This window comes from Microbacterium sp. MF43, from assembly GCF_012847295.1.
GTDB lineage: Bacteria > Actinomycetota > Actinomycetes > Actinomycetales > Microbacteriaceae > Microbacterium.
The window spans coordinates 393,482-411,642 of the sequence record NZ_JABBDY010000002.1; the positions used below are offsets into that span (position 1 = coordinate 393,482).

Genomic DNA, 18,161 nt, shown 5'->3' on the forward strand with positions numbered 1-18,161 from the left:
GTCAGCCTATCGCCGGGGGCCCGCCGGCATGAGGGTCGCCACGGCCTCGACGTGGTGGGAGTTCGGAAAGAGGTCCAGGCCCGCCACTTCCCGGAGCTCGTAGCCCGCGGCACGGAACGTGGCGATGTCTCGCGCCAGGGCGACCGGATCGCATGCGACGTACACGACCGCGGCCGGGGCGAGCGCGGTCACCCCTTCCACCACCTCGCGTCCGGCGCCGGCGCGGGGCGGGTCCAGCAGCACGACTCCCCTCGAGAGTCGATCGCGTTCGGTGACGGATGCCTCGGCCCCCAATTTCGCCAGCCAACGGTCCACGCGGCCGGTCTCGGCCCGGGCCCCCACCCACTCGGCGAGGTTCTCGCCCGCGTGATCGGTCGCGCGACTGTCGGACTCGACCGTGGTGATGCGCGTGGAGGGACCGCCCTCCTGGGCGATCGCCGCCGCGAAGAGCCCGACCCCGCCGTACAGGTCGAGGTGCCACGCGTCGGGGTCGACTCCGCCGGCGGATCGGATCGCGGTCCGAACCGCCGCGGTGAGCGTCGTCGCAGCCGACCGGTGCACCTGCCAGAACCCGTCGACGTCGACGAGGAACCGGCGCCCGTCGACCTCCTCGCTCACGACCTCGGAGGCGCGCGCGGGCTGCGGTCGGCGGCCGCCCCGGCGCGGAGCCTCGGGCCGGGGAAGGACCCGCACGCGTCCGTCCGCGGGCTGGACGAGGTCGATCCGCCCGGCCTCGCCTCCGCGGAGTGACATCGCCGCGCGCTCGACGGCGGCGGTCGCGAGCGGGTGGTCGTCTACGGCGATGACGCGGTGACTGCGCGCGGCATACGGCCCGATGCTTCCCTCGCCGTCGACGTGGAGACTCACGCGGGTCCGCCAGCCGGTACCGTCGGGCGTCTCGTCACCGACGGGCGAGACGTCGGGCGAGGCATCCGCCGTCCCACCGAATCGACGAAGCGCGTCGGTCAGGACGCGCCTCTTGAGTTCGCGCTGGTGCGCGAGCTCGATGTGCCCGAAGTCCGCGCCGCCGGGTCTGCGCTCGGGTGCGACGTCGAGGTCGGCCTGTCGCCAGACGTGCGGGCGACGGTGGGGCGAGGCATCCGTCACCTCCAGAGCCTCGGCGCGCCAGAAGGAGCTCTTGCGCGTGTCCGTGAGCCGCGCGCGCACCCTCTCGCCCGGGAGGACGTCGGGCACGAACACGACGCGCCCTTCATGGCGGGCGACGAAGATACCGCCGTGAGCGACGTCTCCGATCTCGAGGTCGAGGATCTGTCCTGCGTCTGCTGTCGAACCGGCCACGCACAGAGCCTACGGTGGTGGCATGCGCGTGTGCCTCGCCTCGACTTCTCCCGCCCGGCTGATGCTCCTGCAGCAGTTCGGGATCCGCCCGCTCACGGTGGCGCCGGACGTCGATGAGGAAGCGGTGGTCGCGGCCGTGGAGGCGGCCGAGCGCCGCGTGCTGTCACCCGACGAGCACGTCCTCCTGCTTGCGCGCCGCAAGGCCGCCGACGTCGCCGCGCGGCTGGCCGACGACCACCCGGCCTTCGACGGTGTGGTGATCGGCGGCGACTCGATGTTCGAGCTCGACGGGGCGGTGCTCGGGAAGCCCTACACGGCGGAGAACGCGATCGCGCGCTGGCACGAGATGCGCGGCCGCACGGGCGTGCTCCACTCCGGCCACGCCGTCGTGCGGGTTCAGCCGCACGCGCCCGCACGGGAGGTCCACGCCGTCGCCGAGGCATCCGTCACCTTCGCCGATGACGTGACGGACGCCGAGATCGCGACCTACGTGGCCTCGGGCGAGCCGTTGCACGTGGCGGGCGCGTTCACGGTGGACAGCCTCGGGGGCGCCTTCATCACGAGGGTGGATGGCGACCCGTCCACGGTAGTGGGCATGTCCGTCTCCACCCTGCGCCGCCTCGTGCGCGAGGTGGGCGTCGAGTGGACCGCCCTGTGGCACAGCACGGACCCGTCTCTGCACCCCACCGCGCCCGGTGACGGCTTTCCTGGCGATCCGACGTTGTAGCAGGAAGCCCACGTTTCTCGCCGGTTCTTGTACGAACCGGTCAAATGGGTCGCGAGGGCCGTGGGTAGGCTGGCCTTCATGCCTCAGATCGCCAAGGTTCTCGTTGCCAACCGCGGCGAGATCGCCGTCCGCGTCATCCGTGCCGCCCGCGACGCCGGGAAGTCGTCCGTCGCCGTCTACGCCGACCAGGACCGCGACGCCATGCACGCGCGACTGGCCGATGAGGCCTACGCCCTCGACGGCGCGACGAGTGCCGAGACCTACCTCTCGATCGAGAAGATCCTCTCGGTCGCGCGCCGCTCCGGCGCCGACGCGGTGCATCCGGGCTACGGCTTCCTGGCCGAGAACGCCGACTTCGCGCGAGCCGTCATCGGCGCCGGCCTGATCTGGATCGGCCCGTCCCCCGAGGCGATCGAGGCGCTGGGCGACAAGGTCACCGCACGCGCCGTCGCCGAGAAGGTGGGCGCGCCCCTCGCGCCGGGAACGCCCGGGCCGGTGTCCGGGGCCGACGAGGTCGTCGCCTTCGCGGAGCAGGTCGGTCTGCCGATCGCGATCAAGGCCGCGTACGGCGGTGGGGGCCGCGGCCTGAAGGTCGCCCGCACGATCGACGAGGTGCCCGAGCTGTTCGAATCGGCGACCCGCGAGGCGATCACCGCCTTCGGCCGGGGTGAGTGCTTCGTCGAGAAGTACCTCGACAAGCCGCGTCACGTCGAGACCCAGTGCTTGGCGGATGCCGCAGGAAACGTCGTCGTCGTCTCCACGCGCGACTGCTCGCTGCAGCGCCGCCACCAGAAGCTCGTCGAGGAGGCACCGGCTCCGTTCCTGACCGACGCGCAGAACAAGACCCTCTACGACGCGTCGAAGGCCATCCTCAAGGAGGTCGGCTACGTCGGCGCGGGAACCTGCGAGTTCCTCATCGGTGCCGACGGCACGATCTCGTTCCTCGAGGTCAACACGCGCCTCCAGGTGGAGCACCCGGTGTCCGAAGAGGTGACCGGCCTCGACCTCGTTCGGGAGCAGTTCCGCCTCGCGGAGGGTCAGGAGCTCGGTTATGACGACCCGAAGCCCGAGGGCCACTCCATCGAGTTCCGCATCAACGGCGAAGACCCGGGCCGCGGCTTCCTCCCCCAGCCGGGTCCGATCCACGTCTTCAAGACGTTCGGCGGCCCCGGCATCCGCCTCGACTCCGGCGTCACCGCCGGCGACAGCGTCTCGGGCGCGTTCGACTCCCTGCTCGCCAAGATCATCGTGACCGGCCGCGACCGCGCCGAGGCCCTCGAGCGCTCGCGTCGCGCCCTCGACGAGTTCGAGGTGGCCGGCATGCCGACGGTCCTGCCGTTCCACCGCAAGGTGGTGCGCGACCCCGCGTTCACGGCGGAGGACGGCGCGTTCGGCGTGTACACCCGCTGGATCGAGACCGAGTTCGTCAATGACATCACCCCCTGGGACGGCGAGCTCGAGGCTCCCAAGCCGAGCGAGAACCGCCACACCGTCGTCGTCGAGGTCGCCGGCAAGCGCCTCGAAGTGAGCCTGCCCGACCGTGTCGTCGCCGCTCCCGGCGTTGCGGGACGCCCGGCCGCCGTGCCGCCCTCGCGCCGCTCGCACGCTCCGAGCGTCGTCGCAGGAGCGTCGGGCGACGCCGTGAAGTCTCCGATGCAGGCCACGGTCGTCAAGGTGGCCGTCGAGGAGGGCCAGCAGGTCGTGAAGGGCGACCTCGTGGTCGTGCTCGAGGCGATGAAGATGGAGCAGCCCATCCAGGCCCACAAGGACGGCACCATCGGCGCGATCAACGCCGACCCCGGCGCCACCGTGGCGGCCGGTCACCAGCTCCTGACCATCAGCTGACGCGCGCGGGCCGGCCGGCCGGTCATTCGCCCGAACGCGCGAACTTCGCAGAATCGCTCGAACTTCGCAGATTCGCGCGTGATCACCGCGATCCTTGCGCGAATCTGCGAAGTCGGTGCGAGCGGCGGGCAGCGATGAGGCGAGCGGATGCCGCGGCATCCGGCCCCCGGATCAGCCGCCGTAGACCTTGTGGTCGACGACGTGCATCGCGCGCGCCGCGTCGGTGATGCTGCCCGAGAGCGACGGGTACACCGCGAACACGCGCGACACCTGGTCGACGGTGAGTCGCCGCTCGACGGCGATCGCGATGGGGTAGATCAGCTCGGACGCGCGCGGCCCGACGATGACGCCGCCGATGACGGTGCCGCTCCCCTCGCGGGCGATGAGCTTCACGAAGCCGTCCTTGATGCCCATCATCTTGGCGCGCGGGTTCGAGGCGAGGGGCAGCTTGTGCACCACGCCGTTGATCGCGCCGTCGGTGATGTCCTTCTCCTGCCAGCCGATCGTGGCGATCTCGGGCGCCGTGAAGATGTTCGAGGTGATCCGGCGTCGCTCGAGCGGGATCACCACGTCGCCGAGCGCGTGGAAGATGGCGGTGCGACCCTGCATCGAGGCGACGGACGCCAGCGGCACGAACGTCGTGCAGTCGCCGGCCGCGTAGATGTTGGGCACCGAGGTGCGGGCGACGCGGTTGACCTGGATGTGGCCGGACTCGGTCATCTGCACGCCTGCTTGTTCGAGCCCGATGCCGGCGGTGTTGGGGATCGAGCCGACGGCGACGAGGCAGTGGCTCCCCTCGACCGTGCGCCCGTCGCTGAGGGTCGCGACCACCCGGTCGCCCAGATTCTCGACCTTGTCGGCGCGGGACTTCGAGAGCAGCGTCATGCCACCGCGCTTGAACACCTTCTCGAGAACGGCCGCAGCGTCGGGGTCCTCACCGGGCAGCACCTGGTCGCGGCTGGAGATCAGCGTCACCTTGGCGCCCAGGTTCATATAGGCGCCGGCGAACTCGGCGCCGGTCACGCCCGAGCCGACGACGATCAGATGCTCGGGGATGGCCTTCATGTCGTAGAGCTGAGTCCACGTGAGGATGCGCTGGCCGTCGGGCTTCGCCGTCGGCAGCTCGCGCGGCGACGATCCGGTCGAGACGAGCAGGGTGTCGGCCTCGATGCGGTCGAAGTCGGTGCCGCCGTGGCCGGTCGACACGACGACCGCGTTCTCCCCGTCGATGCGGCCATGCCCGGAGATGATCCGCACGCCGGCCTCCGCGAGCGAGGCGCGCATGTCGTCGGACTGCTGGCGCGCCAGGGCGAGGAGCCGCCGGTTGACCGCGGCGAGGTTGATGGCGATCTCGGGCTTGAGCGGCTTGCCGTCCTTCCCCTTCGCGAACAGCTGCACACCGAGGTCGCTCGCACCGGCGATGGCGACCGCCGCGTCGGCCGTCGCGATCAGCGTCTTCGACGGGACGACATCGGTGATCACCGCCGACCCTCCGATGCCCGCGCGTTCGACGACCGTCACCTCCGCCCCGAGCTGTGCGGCGGCGAGCGCCGCCTCGTAACCGCCGGGGCCGCCGCCGATGATGGCGACGCTCTGGGTGCGCTCGAAGCTCACGGACATGTGCTCCATTCTCTCCCGGTTATGCCGCACGCGACGACATCGGGAGCGGCGGCTGGCCCTGACCGGCCCGCGTTCCTAGAGTGGGGGCATGTCAGACAGCACCGGCAACCCCCTCGACGACCCCGCGACCGATCCGTTCGAGATCGCCGCCGCGGCCGCGGACGACATCGCCCGCCTCACCGGCGTCGAGCGCCACGACATCGCACTCACCCTCGGCAGCGGCTGGGGCAAGGCGGCGGACCTCATCGGCGAGACCACCGTCACGATCCCCGCCACCGAGGTGACGGGGTTCTCGAAGCCGGCCCTGGAGGGCCACGTCGGCACCCTGAGAAGCGTTCTGACCCCGAAGGGCCGGCACGTGCTCGTCATCGGAGCACGTACGCACTACTACGAGGGCCACGGACCGCGTCGGGTGGTCCACAGCGTGCGCACCGCCGCCGCGACCGGCGCCCGCACCATGGTGCTCACGAACGGCGCCGGCGGCATCAAGACCACGTGGAAGCCGGGTCAGCCGGTGCTGATCAGCGATCACATCAACCTCACGGGCGATTCTCCGCTGGAGGGCGCGACGTTCATCGACCTCACCGATCTCTACTCGATGCGGCTGCGCGACCTCGCGCGCACGATCGATCCCTCGCTCGATGAGGGCGTCTACTGCCAGTTCCGCGGCCCGCAGTACGAGACGCCCGCCGAGGTCCGCATGGCCAAGGCGATCGGCGGCCACATCGTCGGCATGTCGACGGCCCTCGAGGCGATCGCGGCGCGCCAGGCGGGCATGGAGGTGCTGGGCTTCTCGCTCATCACGAACATGGCGGCCGGCATCCAGACCACTCCGCTCAGCCACCAGGAGGTCATCGACGCCGGCCGGGAGGCCGAGCCCGTCATCTCGTCGCTCCTCGCCCGCGTGATCGGCGCGCTGTGAACGGCGGGGAGATCCCGGCTGCCGCACCCGACCGCCAGGAGCCGGCGCCCGATCGGGTTCCCGCAGGGCGCGCGGACGAGGCATCCGTTCTCGATCGCGCCCGCGCTTGGCTGGCGCAGGATCCCGACGGCGAGACCCGCGCCGAGCTCCAGGCCCTCGTCGAGTCCGCCGAGAACGGCGACGCGGCGGCGATCGCAGGCCTCGAGGACCGGTTCGCGACCCGCCTCGCCTTCGGCACGGCGGGCCTGCGCGGCGAACTGGGCGCGGGCAGCAACCGGATGAATCGTGTGCTCGTGGCGCAGGCGGCCGCCGGCCTGGCGGCCTACGTCGTCGAGCGGGCGCACGGAGGGGCGGATGCCTCGCCTCCGACCGTCGTCGTGGGCTATGACGGGCGGCGCAACTCCGATGTGTTCGCGCGCGACTCCGCGGAGATCTTCGCCGGAGCGGGGCTGCGGGCGATCCTGCTGCCTCGGCTCCTTCCGACGCCCGTGCTCGCGTACGCGGTGCGCCACCTCGGCGCCGCTGCGGGCGTCATGGTGACGGCGAGCCACAACCCCCCGAACGACAACGGCTACAAGGTGTATCTCGGCGGCCCCGACGACGGGTCGCAGATCGTCGCACCCGCCGACGCCGACATCGCGGCGCACATCGAGCGCATCGCCGAGGAGGGCGACATCTCGGTGCTCCCCCGCTCACTCGGCTACGAGACCGCATCAGAGGCGATCGTCGACGGCTACATCACGGCGACCGCTGCCGTCGCGCCCGCTCCGGCCGGCGCCGACGGCCTGACCTGGGTCTACACCGCCATGCACGGCGTCGGCTGGGAGACCTTCTCGCGCATCCTCGAGACTGCCGGCTATCCCGAACCGGTCCCCGTCACCGCGCAGCTGGATCCCGACGGCGGGTTCCCGACGGTCGCCTTCCCCAATCCCGAGGAACCCGGGGCGATGGACCTCGCGTTCGAGACGGCCCGCGAGGCAGGTGCGGAGCTCATCATCGCGAACGATCCCGACGCCGACCGGCTGGCGGTCGCGATTCCGGATGGCTCGGCCGACGGCGGCTGGCGACGTCTGACGGGCAATCAGATCGGGCTCCTGCTCGGCTGGCGGGCAGCGCAGCGCGCCGCCGACGCGGGGCGAACGGCGGGGGCATCCCTCGCGTGCTCGCTCGTGTCGTCTCCCGGGCTGCAGGCGGTGGCCGAGCACTACGGACTGGACTTCCACGCGACCCTCACGGGCTTCAAGTGGATCTCGCGGGCGCCCGGAATGATCTTCGGGTTCGAGGAGGCGCTGGGCTACCTCGTGAACCCGGAGACCGTCCGCGACAAGGACGGCATCTCGGCCGCCGTCGCGATGCTCGGGATGGTGAGCGAAGCGCGCGGGCGTGGTGCGTCGCTCGCCGACCTGCTGACCGAGTTCGATGAGACGTTCGGCTCGTTCGCGAGCGACCAGATCTCGGTCCGGGTCGACGATGTGTCGGCGATCGGCCGGATCATGGCGGCGCTTCGGGCGGAGCATCCGTCCACCATCGGCGATACCGCCGTGGAGCGCGTCGACGATCTGCTCGAGGGGGCGGACGACCTTCCTCCCGGCGACGTGCTGCGCGTGTGGCTCGTGGACGGGTCGCGCGTGATCGTGCGCCCGAGCGGTACGGAGCCGAAGCTGAAGCTGTACCTCGATGTCCGCGGCGACTCGCCGAGCGACGCGGCCGAGCGGATCGCTCGGCTCAGCGCCGGTGCGCAGGCGCTGCTGGAGCAGGTCGGCGGCTGAAGTCGAGCATCCGACGACCGCCGGCCACCCGAGCGTCGGCGGCCCGTGCTAGCGTCGCCCCCGCGGTGCGTGTCGGCGTGAAGCCCACGCGTCGCCGGGGGGCGCGGGACACGATGAGGAGCGGACGATGACCGGCGCACAGCGCGACGACGAACGAGAAGCGGCAGCCGAGGCATCCGCTCCCCCGGCCGAAGGTCCCCTGGCGGCAGCCGCCCTCGCGGGGGCGGTCGATGCGACCCCGGGCGACGCAGCGCCGGGCGGGGGCGACCCGGCGGAGCCACCGGCGGACCCGCCGCATTGGCTGCGCAACGTCGTGCTGTTCCTCAGCGGTCAGACCGTCACCCTCTTCGGGACGATGCTCGTGCAGTACGCCGTGTTCTGGTACCTCACGATCGAGTACCGGTCGGGCATCTACATGATGCTCGCGGCGCTGTTCGGATTCCTGCCGCAGGCCGTCGTGTCGATCTTCGGCGGCGTCTGGGCCGACCGTCACAACCGCAAGTACCTCATCATGGGAGCCGACGCGGCGATCGCGGTTTCGACACTCGTTCTCGCCCTCATCATGATGACCGGCTTCGATGCCGTCTGGCTGCTGTTCGCGGTGATGGCGATCCGGTCCGCCGGCGCCGGGATCCAGATGCCCGCCGTGTCGGCGCTGATTCCGCAGATCGTGCCCATGCGCCACCTGATCCGTGTGAACGGCGTCAACGGCTCGATCCAGTCCGCGATGGCGCTGCTGGCTCCCGCCGCGGCGGGTGCGATCTACGCGTGGTCTTCGGCCACGACAGGCGGCACGGCGGCCTCGCTCATCCCCATCTTCTTCATCGATGTGGTCACCGCGGTGATCGGGGTCGGCATCCTCGCCTTCATCCCGGTGCAGGCGGTCCGCAAGGCATCCGACGTCGAAACCGGCTACTTCGCCGACCTCGTCGACGGGGTGCGGTACATCGTGCACCACGCCTTCGTGCGGTGGCTGCTCGTCGTGTTCGCGATCATCTTCGTGCTGACGGTCGCGCCGTCGAACCTCACCCCGCTGATGCTCGTGCGCTCCTTCCCCGCGGGCGAGACCCAGAACGTCGTCAACCTCGCCGTGCTCGAGATCGCGTTCAGCATCGGGATGATGCTCGGCGGCATCCTCGTGGCATCGCTGTTCGCCAAGCGCAGCCGCATCGGGCTGATCGTCGTCTCGTCGCTCGTGTTCGGCGCCCTCTCGATCGGCCTCGGGCTCTCGCCGAACGTCTGGGTCTTCTTCGGCTTCATGTTCCTCGTCGGTCTCGCGGTGCCGTTCTTCTCCACGCCGTCGATGACGCTCCTGCAGGAGACCGTCGAGCCGGAGCGGCAGGGACGCGTCTTCGGTTTCGTCGGCATCGTCATGGCGGTCGCGATGCCGCTCGGCATGGTGGTGTTCGGTCCGCTCGCCGATGTGATCCCGATCGAGTTCCTCCTCGTCGCCGCGGGCATGCTCACGTTCGTCGTCATCGGCCTGGCGGTGTGGCTTCCGGCAGGACAGCGCGCGATCACCGCCGCGCGCGCGGCGTCGCAGGCACAGGACCCGACGTCGGGTGCCGAGGCCGCCGAGAAGGCGATGCACCGCGACGTGTAGCCCGTTCGTCGGCGGGCGCGCGCCGGCTGACGCCGGCGCGGCACAACTCCCTGCGGGGTGGACGCCCGCGCGACGGCGGCCCGCGGGCGTCCTGCCCGCGGGCGCACCCCTCCCTGCAGGGTGGACGCCCGCGCGTGCACAACTCCACCTGCGGCGGGGCGGGCGGCGGCGCGACGGTGGCCCGTGCACAACTCCTCCCGCGGTGGGCCGGACGCCTGTGCGACGAGCGCCCCGGGCCCATCCGCGAGGAGTTGTGCACGGGGCCGCTCTAGGCTCGGAGGATGCTCCTCGCGCAGCCGATCACCCTCGAGAACGATGTCGTCCGACTGGAGCCGCTGCGCGCGGATCACTCCGATGACCTCGCGGCGGCCGCTGCGGGCCTCGAGCACGCGTGGTACACGTCGGTCCCCTCGCCTGACGGCGTCGCCGCGGACATCTCGCAGCGGCTTACGTGGCAGACCGAGGGGCACATGAACGCGTGGGCGATCCGGCGTCTCGACACCGGCCGAGTGGTCGGCGAGACCACGTTCTGCAACATCGATCAGCCGAATCGGCACGTCGAGATCGGACACACGTGGCTCGGGCTGGAGGCGCAGCGCACAGCGGTCAACACCGCGGCGAAGCTCCTGCTCCTCGCCCACGCCTTCGAGGCCTGCGACGCGATCGCGGTCGAGTTCCGCACGCACTGGCACAACCGCCAGTCGCGCGCCGCGATCGCCCGGCTCGGCGCAAAGCAGGACGGCGTGCTCCGCAATCACCGCCTCGGTCCCGATGGCACCCTGCGCGACACCGTGGTGTTCTCGATCCTGCCGACGGAGTGGCCCGCCGTCCGGCTGGGCCTGCAGGAGCGACTCCGTCGCGGGTGACGGATGCCGCGGCATCCGACCCCTCACCCGCTCTTCCCGGGTTTGGGGCGTCCTGTCGAGTTCGGGGCGTGTTGGGAGACGCCCCGAACTCGATAGCCCGCCCCAAAGTGGCGAGACGGGCGGACGCACGCGCCCCGCCCCAAAGTGGCGAGACGGGCGGACGCACGCGCCCCTCCCCAGAGTGGCGAGGCGGGCGGACGCACGCGCTCCTCCCCAGAGTGGCGGGGAGGAGCGCAGCCGACAGTGCGATGCGGTCAGGCCGCGGGGTGATGCCGCGCGGAGGCAGCATCGACAGATGAGTATTCGCCTCTTCCGGCATGAGGCGCTGGTGATGGCCTCCCGGTCCGCTGACGCCGTGCGGCAGCGTGTGCGCGCGGGAGAGCTCATCCGCGTCCGCCGTGGCGTTTATGCGGACGCCGACAGCTGGCGGACCGCGCGACCGGAAGACGTGGTCGTCGCACGGGCGCGAGCCGTTCATCTGACCAGCAGCCGCGCGCCCGTCTTCTCGCACGAGACCGCAGCTGCGCTGCACGGTCTGCCTCTGTTTCGTCCCGACCTGGTGAGATCGCACGTGATCTTGGGCGAGGCACGTCCCGGCGGCCCGGCGGGCACGGTGCGGCACCGAGGCGTGGTGACGGCTGACGAGGTCGTCGAGATCGACGGGCTGCGGTGCACGAGCCTCGCCAGGACCGTCGCTGACCTATCGCGTTGCGCCAGTTTCGATCAGGCGGTCGTCGTCGCGGACGCGGCGTTGCGCGTCGTCGGCGGTCACGCCCGGGGGTCCTACGACCGGCAACGGGCGGAGGCGTTCGTCGACGAGGTGTCGACGTGCGCACGAGATTCAGCTCACGGGCGGGGTCAGAGTGATCGCGTGATGCGTTTCGCGGACGGGCGAGCAGAATTACCGGGCGAGTCGATCAGCAGGATCCGTCTGCGTGAGATGGGATTCCGGGAGATCCAGCTGCAGGTGGCCGTGCCGGGTCCTGGAACCACATACTTCGTGGACTTCGGGCTCGCCGAGGCGAAGGCGTTCGGCGAGTTCGATGGGCGGCTCAAGTACGTCGACGGCCGCCTGACCCGCGGGCTGTCTTCCGATGAGGTCTTCGACCGCGAGAAGCGGCGCGAGGACTGGATCCGCGGCACCACTCAGCGACGTCTCGTCCGCTGGGGGTGGGGAGACCTCGCCTCCGCTGAGACGCTCGCTCGCAGGCTGGCGGCCTTCGGCATCGAACCTCCGCGGCGCGCATGACTCCGTCGCGCTCCAGGCGACGCTCGGGGCGTCCTGTCGGGTTCGGGGCGCGTACGTGCCCGCCCCGAACCCGAGAACACGCCCCACGCCCGCGGGGAGGGAACGGGTGACGGATGCCACGGCATCCGTCACCCGTCGATGACCGCCACGAGTTCGTCGAGGAAGCCGCTGAAGTTTGTGGACCGGCGGACGATCCGCTGCACGCTGTCGCGCTCGGAGAACACCTCGACGAACTGCTCGAACACCGTCTGGAACGCTTCGCGGTCGGTCTCGGAGAACGCCACGAGGGCGACGACCTGCACACGCGCCTCCGCCCACGGGATGGACGGGTCGGCGATGCCGATCGCGATCGAGGTGCGGGTCGCCGTCATCCCGAGGGCGTGCGGCACCGCGAGGGCATCGGTGAAGGCCGTCGAGGAGAGCCGCTCCCGCTCGATCGTGCGATCGACGTACCCCTCATCGATCACCCCCTGGGCGATGAGCCGCGCACCGAGCGCGCGGATGACGCCCTCCTCGCCCGCTGACGCATCGAGCCCGCGCACGAAGGCCGACGGCGCGAAGTAGCGTTCGAGCTCGGTGCGCAGGCGCGCCAGGCGCCGGGTACGCCGGATGCGGCCGGCGGCCGCCTGCACGCGGTCGATGTCGGCGTCGGTGAGGAACGGCTGGATCTTCACGATGCGCTCGGACGGGGCATCCGGATCGATCGTCGTGAGCACGAGGTCGGTGTCGATCGACGCCCAGTCGGGGTCGACCCGGGTCTCGACCCCCACGACCTCGACGGCCTGACCCAGCGAGCGATCCACGCTCGAGCGGAGCAGTTCGTGCAAGTCGTAGTACCCCGGGCAGACGATCGTCGCCGTCAGCAGCTGGTCGGCGCGACGGCTGCGCTCGAGCCGGCCGCCGACGTGCATCGCGATGTAGGCGATCTCGTCGTCGGGCAGCGGGATGCCGAGGCGCTCCTGCAGCCGGCTGGCGATGAACACCGCCACCTCGAAGATCATCGGGTACGTCGTCTTGAGCGAGCGCGTCAGGGGATTGCGTGACCACGCCTGCTCCCGTGCGCGATGCTGCAGGTTCTGCACGTGCAGCGCGAGCCGCAGGATGAAGTCCTCGTGGGCGATGTCGACGAGGAACTCGGCCGACGCCGTGCCGACCACGTCGCGGACCGCGGTCTCGATCTCGGGATCGAGCCGTGCCCGGGCGTGATCGACCGGGGCCTCGTCGCCCGGGGCCACCACGCGCGTGAGCACCAAGGTCGCCAGATGCTGCAGGTCGCCGGCGCCGAGCTCGACGCCGAGGTGCTTGCGCGCGAGACGAGCCAGCAGCTCGGCGATCTCCTCCTGCGCGGGGGCCGGATCGCGGTGCACCTGCTCGAGGCCGCGGTCCTGAGCGACCCGGTCGGCCGCGATGGCGATGTGCATGACCACGTCGGCGATGCCGAACTCGTTGACGAAGTACCCGAGCGCGCCGAGCTCGGCGACGAGATCCGACTTGAACGGACCGAAGGCCGCCGCTCCCACCGACCCTTCGCCGAGCGTCCGCCGAAGGGCCGCCAGGTCGAAGGATCCGGCGTCCATCTCGTCGTGGGCGAGGCGGCTGAGCAGACGGCGCTGGGCCATCTCGGTTCCCCGCAGCCGCGCGCGGGAGGCGGAGCGCTCGAGCGTGAGCTCGGTGCCGCCGAGCAGTCCGCGCACACGCGAGAGGTCGGCGTCCAGCGTCGCAGACGACACGTGGAGGCCGTCGGCCGTCTCGTAGACATCGATCCCGTCGGGCGAGTCGAGGAGCGCGCGCACGAGGGTGTGAAGCCGGTCGCGCGGCGTGCCGGCGTCGGGGCCCGACGCGCGGACGGCGGCGGAGGCATCCGGTCCCGCACGATAACCCTGCGGACCCGACTCGATCGCGACACCGGGTGCCACCCGGGCGTTGACGGCCGTCACGTAGGAGCGGATGCTGCGCGGAGTCACGCCGAGAGCGTCGGCGAGCGTCGCCGCCGTCGCCCAATCGCCGTCGCGGACCAGCAGGCCGAGCAGCCGGTCCTGTCGCGCTCTCGTCACGGGCTTCCTTCGCGTGCGGGCCTTTCGGCCGGGGTCGTGCCAGTCAATCACGCCGGGCCGCGACCGGGATCGATGCGGGGGTGAACCGAGAACGCGTTTCCGCCCCCGCGGAAGAAGGACTGGTTGTCGGCTCTCAGCCGTTTCACAAGAATGGCCATCAGGAGGCGGGTCGATGAGGATCCTGGTTGTCTGCGGAGCGGGTGCGTCGAGCACCTTCGTCGCGCAGCGCGTGCGCCACGCGGCACACGGTCAGGGTCTCGCCTACACCGCCTTCGCTGGCACCGAGCAGTCGCTCCCGATCGATCTCGATGCCGCCGACGTCGTCCTCGTGGGACCTCACCTCGCTCACGCTCTCGAGCGGATCGAGCGGGATGCGGCCGCGCGAGGCACGACGGTGGTGCTGCTGCCGCCCGACGTCTTCGCGGACACGGACGGCACACGGACGCTCGCCCTCGTCCGAGACGCGGTCGGAGCCTCCGGGGGGCCGGCTCCGACCGCAAGCGCCACCCCCGCCGACACCCCCGCCGACTCGATCCCGCGAAACGACTGACGACAGAGAGGTCATGCCATGCCACCCATCTCCCGCACCGTCCGGATCGGCTCCTCCCACGGGCTGCACGCGCGGCCCGCGAAGCTGTTCGCGCAGGCGGCCAAGGACGCCGGCATCCCGATCACCGTCGCGAAGGACTCGGGCGCGCCGGTGAACGCGGCGAGCATCCTCGGGGTCATCGCGCTGGGTGTGGAGCAGGGCGACTACGTCACCCTCACCGCCGACGGCGACAACGCGGAGGCGGCGCTCGACACGCTCGCCGAGCTGCTGACCACCGATCACGACGCGGAGTGAGCCGATGACCGAGCTACGTGGAGTGGGAATCGGCCTCGGGGTCGCGCAGGGACCGGTGGCACGCATGTCGGAGCCGCTGCCGGCGCCGAGCGATGCGCCGAGCACTGTGAGCGCCGACGAGGAGAAGGCGCGGGTCGCGGACGCCGTCGCGGCGGTCGCGCGCGAGCTGGAGGAGCGCGGCGCGCAGGCCGGCGGCGCGGCGCAGGACGTGCTCGAGGCCCAGGCGATGATGGCCGAGGATCCGAGCCTGGCCGACGAGGTGAACGCCCGCATCGGCGAGGGCAAGACCGGCGAGTTCGCCGTGTTCGACGCGTTCGCCTCGTTCCGCGATCAGCTGACCGCGCTCGGCGGGTACCTCGGTGAGCGCGCGGCCGACCTCGACGATGTGGCGCAGCGCGTGATCGCGCGGCTGCGAGGTGTGCCGGCGCCGGGGGTGCCCGATCCGGGGCATCCGTTCGTGCTCGTCGCCAAGGATCTCGCGCCGGCCGACACCGCTCTGCTCGACCTCGACAAGGTGCTCGCGCTCGTCACGACCGAGGGAGGGCCGACGTCGCACACGGCGATCCTCGCGCGGGAGAAGTCGATCGTCGCCGTCGTCGGCGCCGTGGACGCCAAGGGGCTCCGCGAGGGCGAGACGGTGATCGTGGATGCCGCGGCCGGCGTGGTGATCACCGACCCGACCGCCGACGAGCTCGAACGCGCCCGCAACCGCGCCGCCGATCGCGCCGCCGCCGCGTCCGCGCCGATCACCGACGGCGCCCTGGCCGACGGCACGCCCATCCCGCTGCTGGCGAACCTGGGCAACCCCGACGGCGCCGCCGACGCCGTCGCACTCGGAGCCGAAGGCGTGGGTCTGTTCCGCACCGAGTTCCTGTTCCTCAGCTCCGCCCAGGCGCCGACGGTGGAGCAGCAGCGCGAGGCGTACACGAAGCTGCTGGCGGCGTTCCCGGGCAAGAAGGTCGTGGCGCGCGTGCTCGATGCCGGCGCCGACAAGCCGCTGGCGTTCCTCAACGACGCGCACGAGGAGAACCCCGCGCTCGGCTTGCGCGGCATCCGTGCGCTCCGGGCGAGCGAGGACATCCTGCGTGAGCAGCTCACAGCGCTGGCAGAGGCGGATGCCGCGACCGACGCCGACCTGTGGGTCATGGCCCCGATGGTGGCGACGGTCGAAGAGGCGGCGTACTTCACCGACATGGCGCGCGACTACGGCATCAAGACCGCCGGCGTCATGGTCGAGGTGCCCTCGTCCGCGCTCCTCGCCGACCGGATTCTCGGATCGGCCGACTTCGCGTCGATCGGCACGAACGACCTGACGCAGTACACGATGGCCGCCGACCGCCTGCTCGGCTCGGTGGCGGCGTTCCAGGATCCGTGGCACCCCGCGGTGCTGCGACTGATCCGCGAGGTCGGCGACGCCGGCCGCACCCACCGCAAGCCCGTGGGCATCTGCGGTGAGGCGGCGGCCGACCCGCTCCTCGCGGTCGTGCTCGTGGGCCTCGGCGCCACGAGTCTCTCGATGGCTCCCACGGCACTCGCCGATGTGAGGGCCGCCCTTCTCCAGCACAGCCTCGACGACGCGCGAGAGATCGCTCAGGCTGCCCTCGCCGCGAACGACGCGGCATCCGCCCGAACCGCGGCGCAGGCCGCGGCACACCAGAAGGAGACACACCAATGACAACGGCGTCAGTGCCCGCATCGGGCACCAGCAGGGCGCGAGTCGGAGTCCAGCGCTTCGGCACGTTCCTGTCCGGCATGATCATGCCGAACATCCCCGCGCTCATCGCGTGGGGCATCATCACGATGTTCTTCATCCCGAAGGGCTTCACACCGAACGCCGACCTGGTGACGATCGTCTTCCCGTTCATCCACTACGCGCTGCCGCTCCTCATCGCCTATACGGGCGGGAGCATCGTCTACGGGATTCGCGGCGGGGTCGTCGCGACGATCGGGACGATGGGTGCCATCGTCGGTTCGGACGTTCTCGTCGACAAGTTCAATGCGACGCTGCCGGAAGGCTCCGACCCTCTCGGTTACGTGCACATGTTCATCGGTGCGATGATCATGGCGCCGCTCGCGGCCTACACGATGAAGTGGCTCGACAGCCTGTGGGAAGGCAAGATCAGGGCCGGTTTCGAGATGCTCGTGAACATGTTCTCGGCCGGCATCTGGGGCTTCGTGCTGGCGATCGTCGGCTTCTACCCGATCGCCTGGCTGGTCAACGGCATCATGCAGGTGCTCGGGAATGCCGTGAACTGGCTCGTCGAGATGAACCTTCTGCCGCTGACGAGCGTCATCATCGAGCCGGCGAAGGTGTTCTTCCTCAACAACGCGATCAACCACGGTGTCCTGACGCCGCTCGGTCTGCAGCAGGCCGCGGACGAAGGCTCGTCGATCCTGTTCCTTCTCGAAGCCAACCCCGGCCCCGGTGTCGGGCTGCTGCTCGCGTTCACGTTCTTCGGGATCGGCGCCGCACGGGCATCGGCTCCCGGCGCGGCTCTCATCCAGTTCGTCGGCGGCATCCACGAGGTGTACTTCCCGTACGCCCTCATGAAGCCGATGCTGATCCTCGCCCTCATCGCGGGCGGCGCGACGGGTGTCACCACGAACATGCTGTTCGGCGGCTCGCTGGCCGGACCTGCCGCTCCGGGAAGCATCATCGCGGTGACGGGGCAGGCGATCAGCCCTGCAGCCGGCGGAGTGCCGAACCTGCTGGTGGTGTGGCTGTCGGTGGTGCTCTCCGCGGCCGTGACGATGGTCCTCTCGTGGGTGATCCTGCGAGCGTCGCGCAAGCGTGACCTGGCCGCGATGGCAGCGACCGATGACGCGTTCGGCGCCGCGATCACGCAGACCGAGGCGGCCAAGGGCAAGTCGTCGGACGCGCTCAGCGGTCTCCGTGGCGGCGCGGCAACGGCAGTCGGCGGCGGAATCGACCCGGCCACGATGACCGAGCGCCAGATCAAGAACATCGTGTTCGCGTGCGACGCGGGCATGGGTTCGTCGGCGATGGGCGCGAGCGTGCTGCGCAACAAGATCAAGAAGGCGGGCATCGAGGACGTCACGGTCGTCAACAAGGCGATCGCGAGCCTGGATGCCTCGGCCGACCTGGTCATCACGCAGAACCAGCTCACCGACCGGGCGCGCCAGCGCACGCCAGACGCGGTGCACGTCTCGGTGGACAACTTCATGAACTCGCCGAAGTACGACGAGGTTGTGGAACTGGTCCGCGACCAGCACCAGGATGGGGTCTAGGGCGCGGCGCAAGCCGAGCCAGCACTGAGCAGCTGCGGGGTCGGGCGGCGAGAGGCCCCCGACCCCGTGGCCTTCTCACGAAGGCCGCCACAGCGCGATCGCCGCAGCCGCGGC

Annotated in this window: 14 protein-coding genes; 11 read left to right on the forward strand and 3 right to left on the reverse strand. The window is 71.0% G+C overall.

Features of this window, described 5'->3' with window-relative positions; translation table 11 throughout:
• Positions 1-6 precede the first annotated feature (6 nt).
• A complete protein-coding gene (locus tag HF323_RS06175; protein ID WP_317451010.1) occupies positions 7-1,299 on the reverse strand; it encodes a TRAM domain-containing protein in 1,293 nt (430 codons plus the stop codon).
• 22 nt (positions 1,300-1,321) lie between these two features.
• Here HF323_RS06175 and HF323_RS06180 point away from each other — a divergent pair, with 22 nt between their 5' ends.
• Positions 1,322-2,026 carry a Maf family protein gene (locus tag HF323_RS06180; RefSeq protein ID WP_169581702.1) on the forward strand — a complete coding sequence of 235 codons (705 nt, stop codon included), beginning with the start codon at positions 1,322-1,324 and terminating at the stop codon, positions 2,024-2,026.
• A 78-nt stretch (positions 2,027-2,104) separates the two neighbouring features.
• Positions 2,105-3,871 (forward strand): biotin carboxylase N-terminal domain-containing protein, encoded by a 1,767-nt coding sequence (locus HF323_RS06185; protein WP_169581703.1) that lies wholly within the window; start codon positions 2,105-2,107, stop codon positions 3,869-3,871.
• Between the two features lie 171 nt (positions 3,872-4,042).
• Here the strand turns inward: HF323_RS06185 and HF323_RS06190 are convergent, their stop codons facing one another.
• Positions 4,043-5,500 carry an NAD(P)H-quinone dehydrogenase gene (locus HF323_RS06190; RefSeq protein WP_169581704.1) on the reverse strand — a complete coding sequence of 486 codons (1,458 nt, stop codon included), beginning with the start codon at positions 5,498-5,500 and terminating at the stop codon, positions 4,043-4,045.
• Between the two features lie 79 nt (positions 5,501-5,579).
• Here HF323_RS06190 and HF323_RS06195 point away from each other — a divergent pair, with 79 nt between their 5' ends.
• From HF323_RS06195 to HF323_RS06215, 5 genes are all read left to right on the forward strand, one after another.
• Positions 5,580-6,413 carry a purine-nucleoside phosphorylase gene (locus HF323_RS06195; protein ID WP_169581705.1) on the forward strand — a complete coding sequence of 278 codons (834 nt, stop codon included), beginning with the start codon at positions 5,580-5,582 and terminating at the stop codon, positions 6,411-6,413.
• 110 nt (positions 6,414-6,523) lie between these two features.
• Positions 6,524-8,182: a phospho-sugar mutase gene (locus tag HF323_RS06200; protein ID WP_211160384.1), complete on the forward strand. Its 1,659-nt coding sequence runs from the start codon at positions 6,524-6,526 to the stop codon at positions 8,180-8,182.
• Between the two features lie 127 nt (positions 8,183-8,309).
• Positions 8,310-9,785: an MFS transporter gene (locus HF323_RS06205; RefSeq protein ID WP_169581706.1), complete on the forward strand. Its 1,476-nt coding sequence runs from the start codon at positions 8,310-8,312 to the stop codon at positions 9,783-9,785.
• A 281-nt stretch (positions 9,786-10,066) separates the two neighbouring features.
• Complete coding sequence (locus tag HF323_RS06210; RefSeq protein WP_169581707.1) at positions 10,067-10,651, forward strand: GNAT family protein; 585 nt, start codon at positions 10,067-10,069, stop codon at positions 10,649-10,651.
• Positions 10,652-10,946: 295 nt separating this feature from the next.
• A complete protein-coding gene (locus tag HF323_RS06215; protein WP_169581708.1) occupies positions 10,947-11,900 on the forward strand; it encodes a hypothetical protein in 954 nt (317 codons plus the stop codon).
• A 128-nt stretch (positions 11,901-12,028) separates the two neighbouring features.
• On the opposite strand, the gene HF323_RS06220 is transcribed toward HF323_RS06215, so the two are convergent.
• Complete coding sequence (locus tag HF323_RS06220; protein ID WP_169581709.1) at positions 12,029-13,954, reverse strand: PRD domain-containing protein; 1,926 nt, start codon at positions 13,952-13,954, stop codon at positions 12,029-12,031.
• Positions 13,955-14,126: 172 nt separating this feature from the next.
• Here HF323_RS06220 and HF323_RS06225 point away from each other — a divergent pair, with 172 nt between their 5' ends.
• The 4 genes from HF323_RS06225 to HF323_RS06240 are packed head-to-tail and all read left to right on the forward strand — an operon-like array spanning position 14,127 to position 18,047.
• Positions 14,127-14,504, forward strand: a complete 378-nt coding sequence (locus HF323_RS06225; protein ID WP_169581710.1) for a PTS sugar transporter — start codon at positions 14,127-14,129, stop codon at positions 14,502-14,504.
• Between the two features lie 18 nt (positions 14,505-14,522).
• Positions 14,523-14,798 carry an HPr family phosphocarrier protein gene (locus tag HF323_RS06230; RefSeq protein WP_169581711.1) on the forward strand — a complete coding sequence of 92 codons (276 nt, stop codon included), beginning with the start codon at positions 14,523-14,525 and terminating at the stop codon, positions 14,796-14,798.
• 4 nt (positions 14,799-14,802) lie between these two features.
• Entirely contained in the window at positions 14,803-16,473 is a 1,671-nt protein-coding gene (ptsP, locus tag HF323_RS06235) for a phosphoenolpyruvate--protein phosphotransferase (RefSeq protein WP_169581712.1), read from the forward strand.
• The gene (locus tag HF323_RS06240) at positions 16,470-18,047 is read left to right on the forward strand and encodes a PTS mannitol transporter subunit IICB (protein WP_169581713.1); all 1,578 of its coding nucleotides are present in this window, start codon (positions 16,470-16,472) and stop codon (positions 18,045-18,047) included. Before ptsP ends, HF323_RS06240 begins: the two co-directional genes overlap by 4 nt.
• The last annotated feature ends 114 nt before the right edge of the window (positions 18,048-18,161 follow it).

Excerpts from the sequence above, each read along its gene's own strand:
- ptsP (WP_169581712.1), top strand. The coding sequence starts at position 14,803 with ATGACCGAGCTACGTGGAGTGGGAATCGGCCTCGGGGTCGCGCAGGGA.
- HF323_RS06210 (WP_169581707.1), top strand. The coding sequence starts at position 10,067 with ATGCTCCTCGCGCAGCCGATCACCCTCGAGAACGATGTCGTCCGACTG.
- HF323_RS06190 (WP_169581704.1), bottom strand. The coding sequence starts at position 5,500 with ATGGAGCACATGTCCGTGAGCTTCGAGCGCACCCAGAGCGTCGCCATC.
- HF323_RS06195 (WP_169581705.1), top strand. The coding sequence starts at position 5,580 with ATGTCAGACAGCACCGGCAACCCCCTCGACGACCCCGCGACCGATCCG.
- HF323_RS06225 (WP_169581710.1), top strand. The coding sequence starts at position 14,127 with ATGAGGATCCTGGTTGTCTGCGGAGCGGGTGCGTCGAGCACCTTCGTC.
- HF323_RS06240 (WP_169581713.1), top strand. The coding sequence starts at position 16,470 with ATGACAACGGCGTCAGTGCCCGCATCGGGCACCAGCAGGGCGCGAGTC.
- HF323_RS06230 (WP_169581711.1), top strand. The coding sequence starts at position 14,523 with ATGCCACCCATCTCCCGCACCGTCCGGATCGGCTCCTCCCACGGGCTG.
- HF323_RS06215 (WP_169581708.1), top strand. The coding sequence starts at position 10,947 with ATGAGTATTCGCCTCTTCCGGCATGAGGCGCTGGTGATGGCCTCCCGG.
- HF323_RS06185 (WP_169581703.1), top strand. The coding sequence starts at position 2,105 with ATGCCTCAGATCGCCAAGGTTCTCGTTGCCAACCGCGGCGAGATCGCC.
- HF323_RS06180 (WP_169581702.1), top strand. The coding sequence starts at position 1,322 with ATGCGCGTGTGCCTCGCCTCGACTTCTCCCGCCCGGCTGATGCTCCTG.
- HF323_RS06205 (WP_169581706.1), top strand. The coding sequence starts at position 8,310 with ATGACCGGCGCACAGCGCGACGACGAACGAGAAGCGGCAGCCGAGGCA.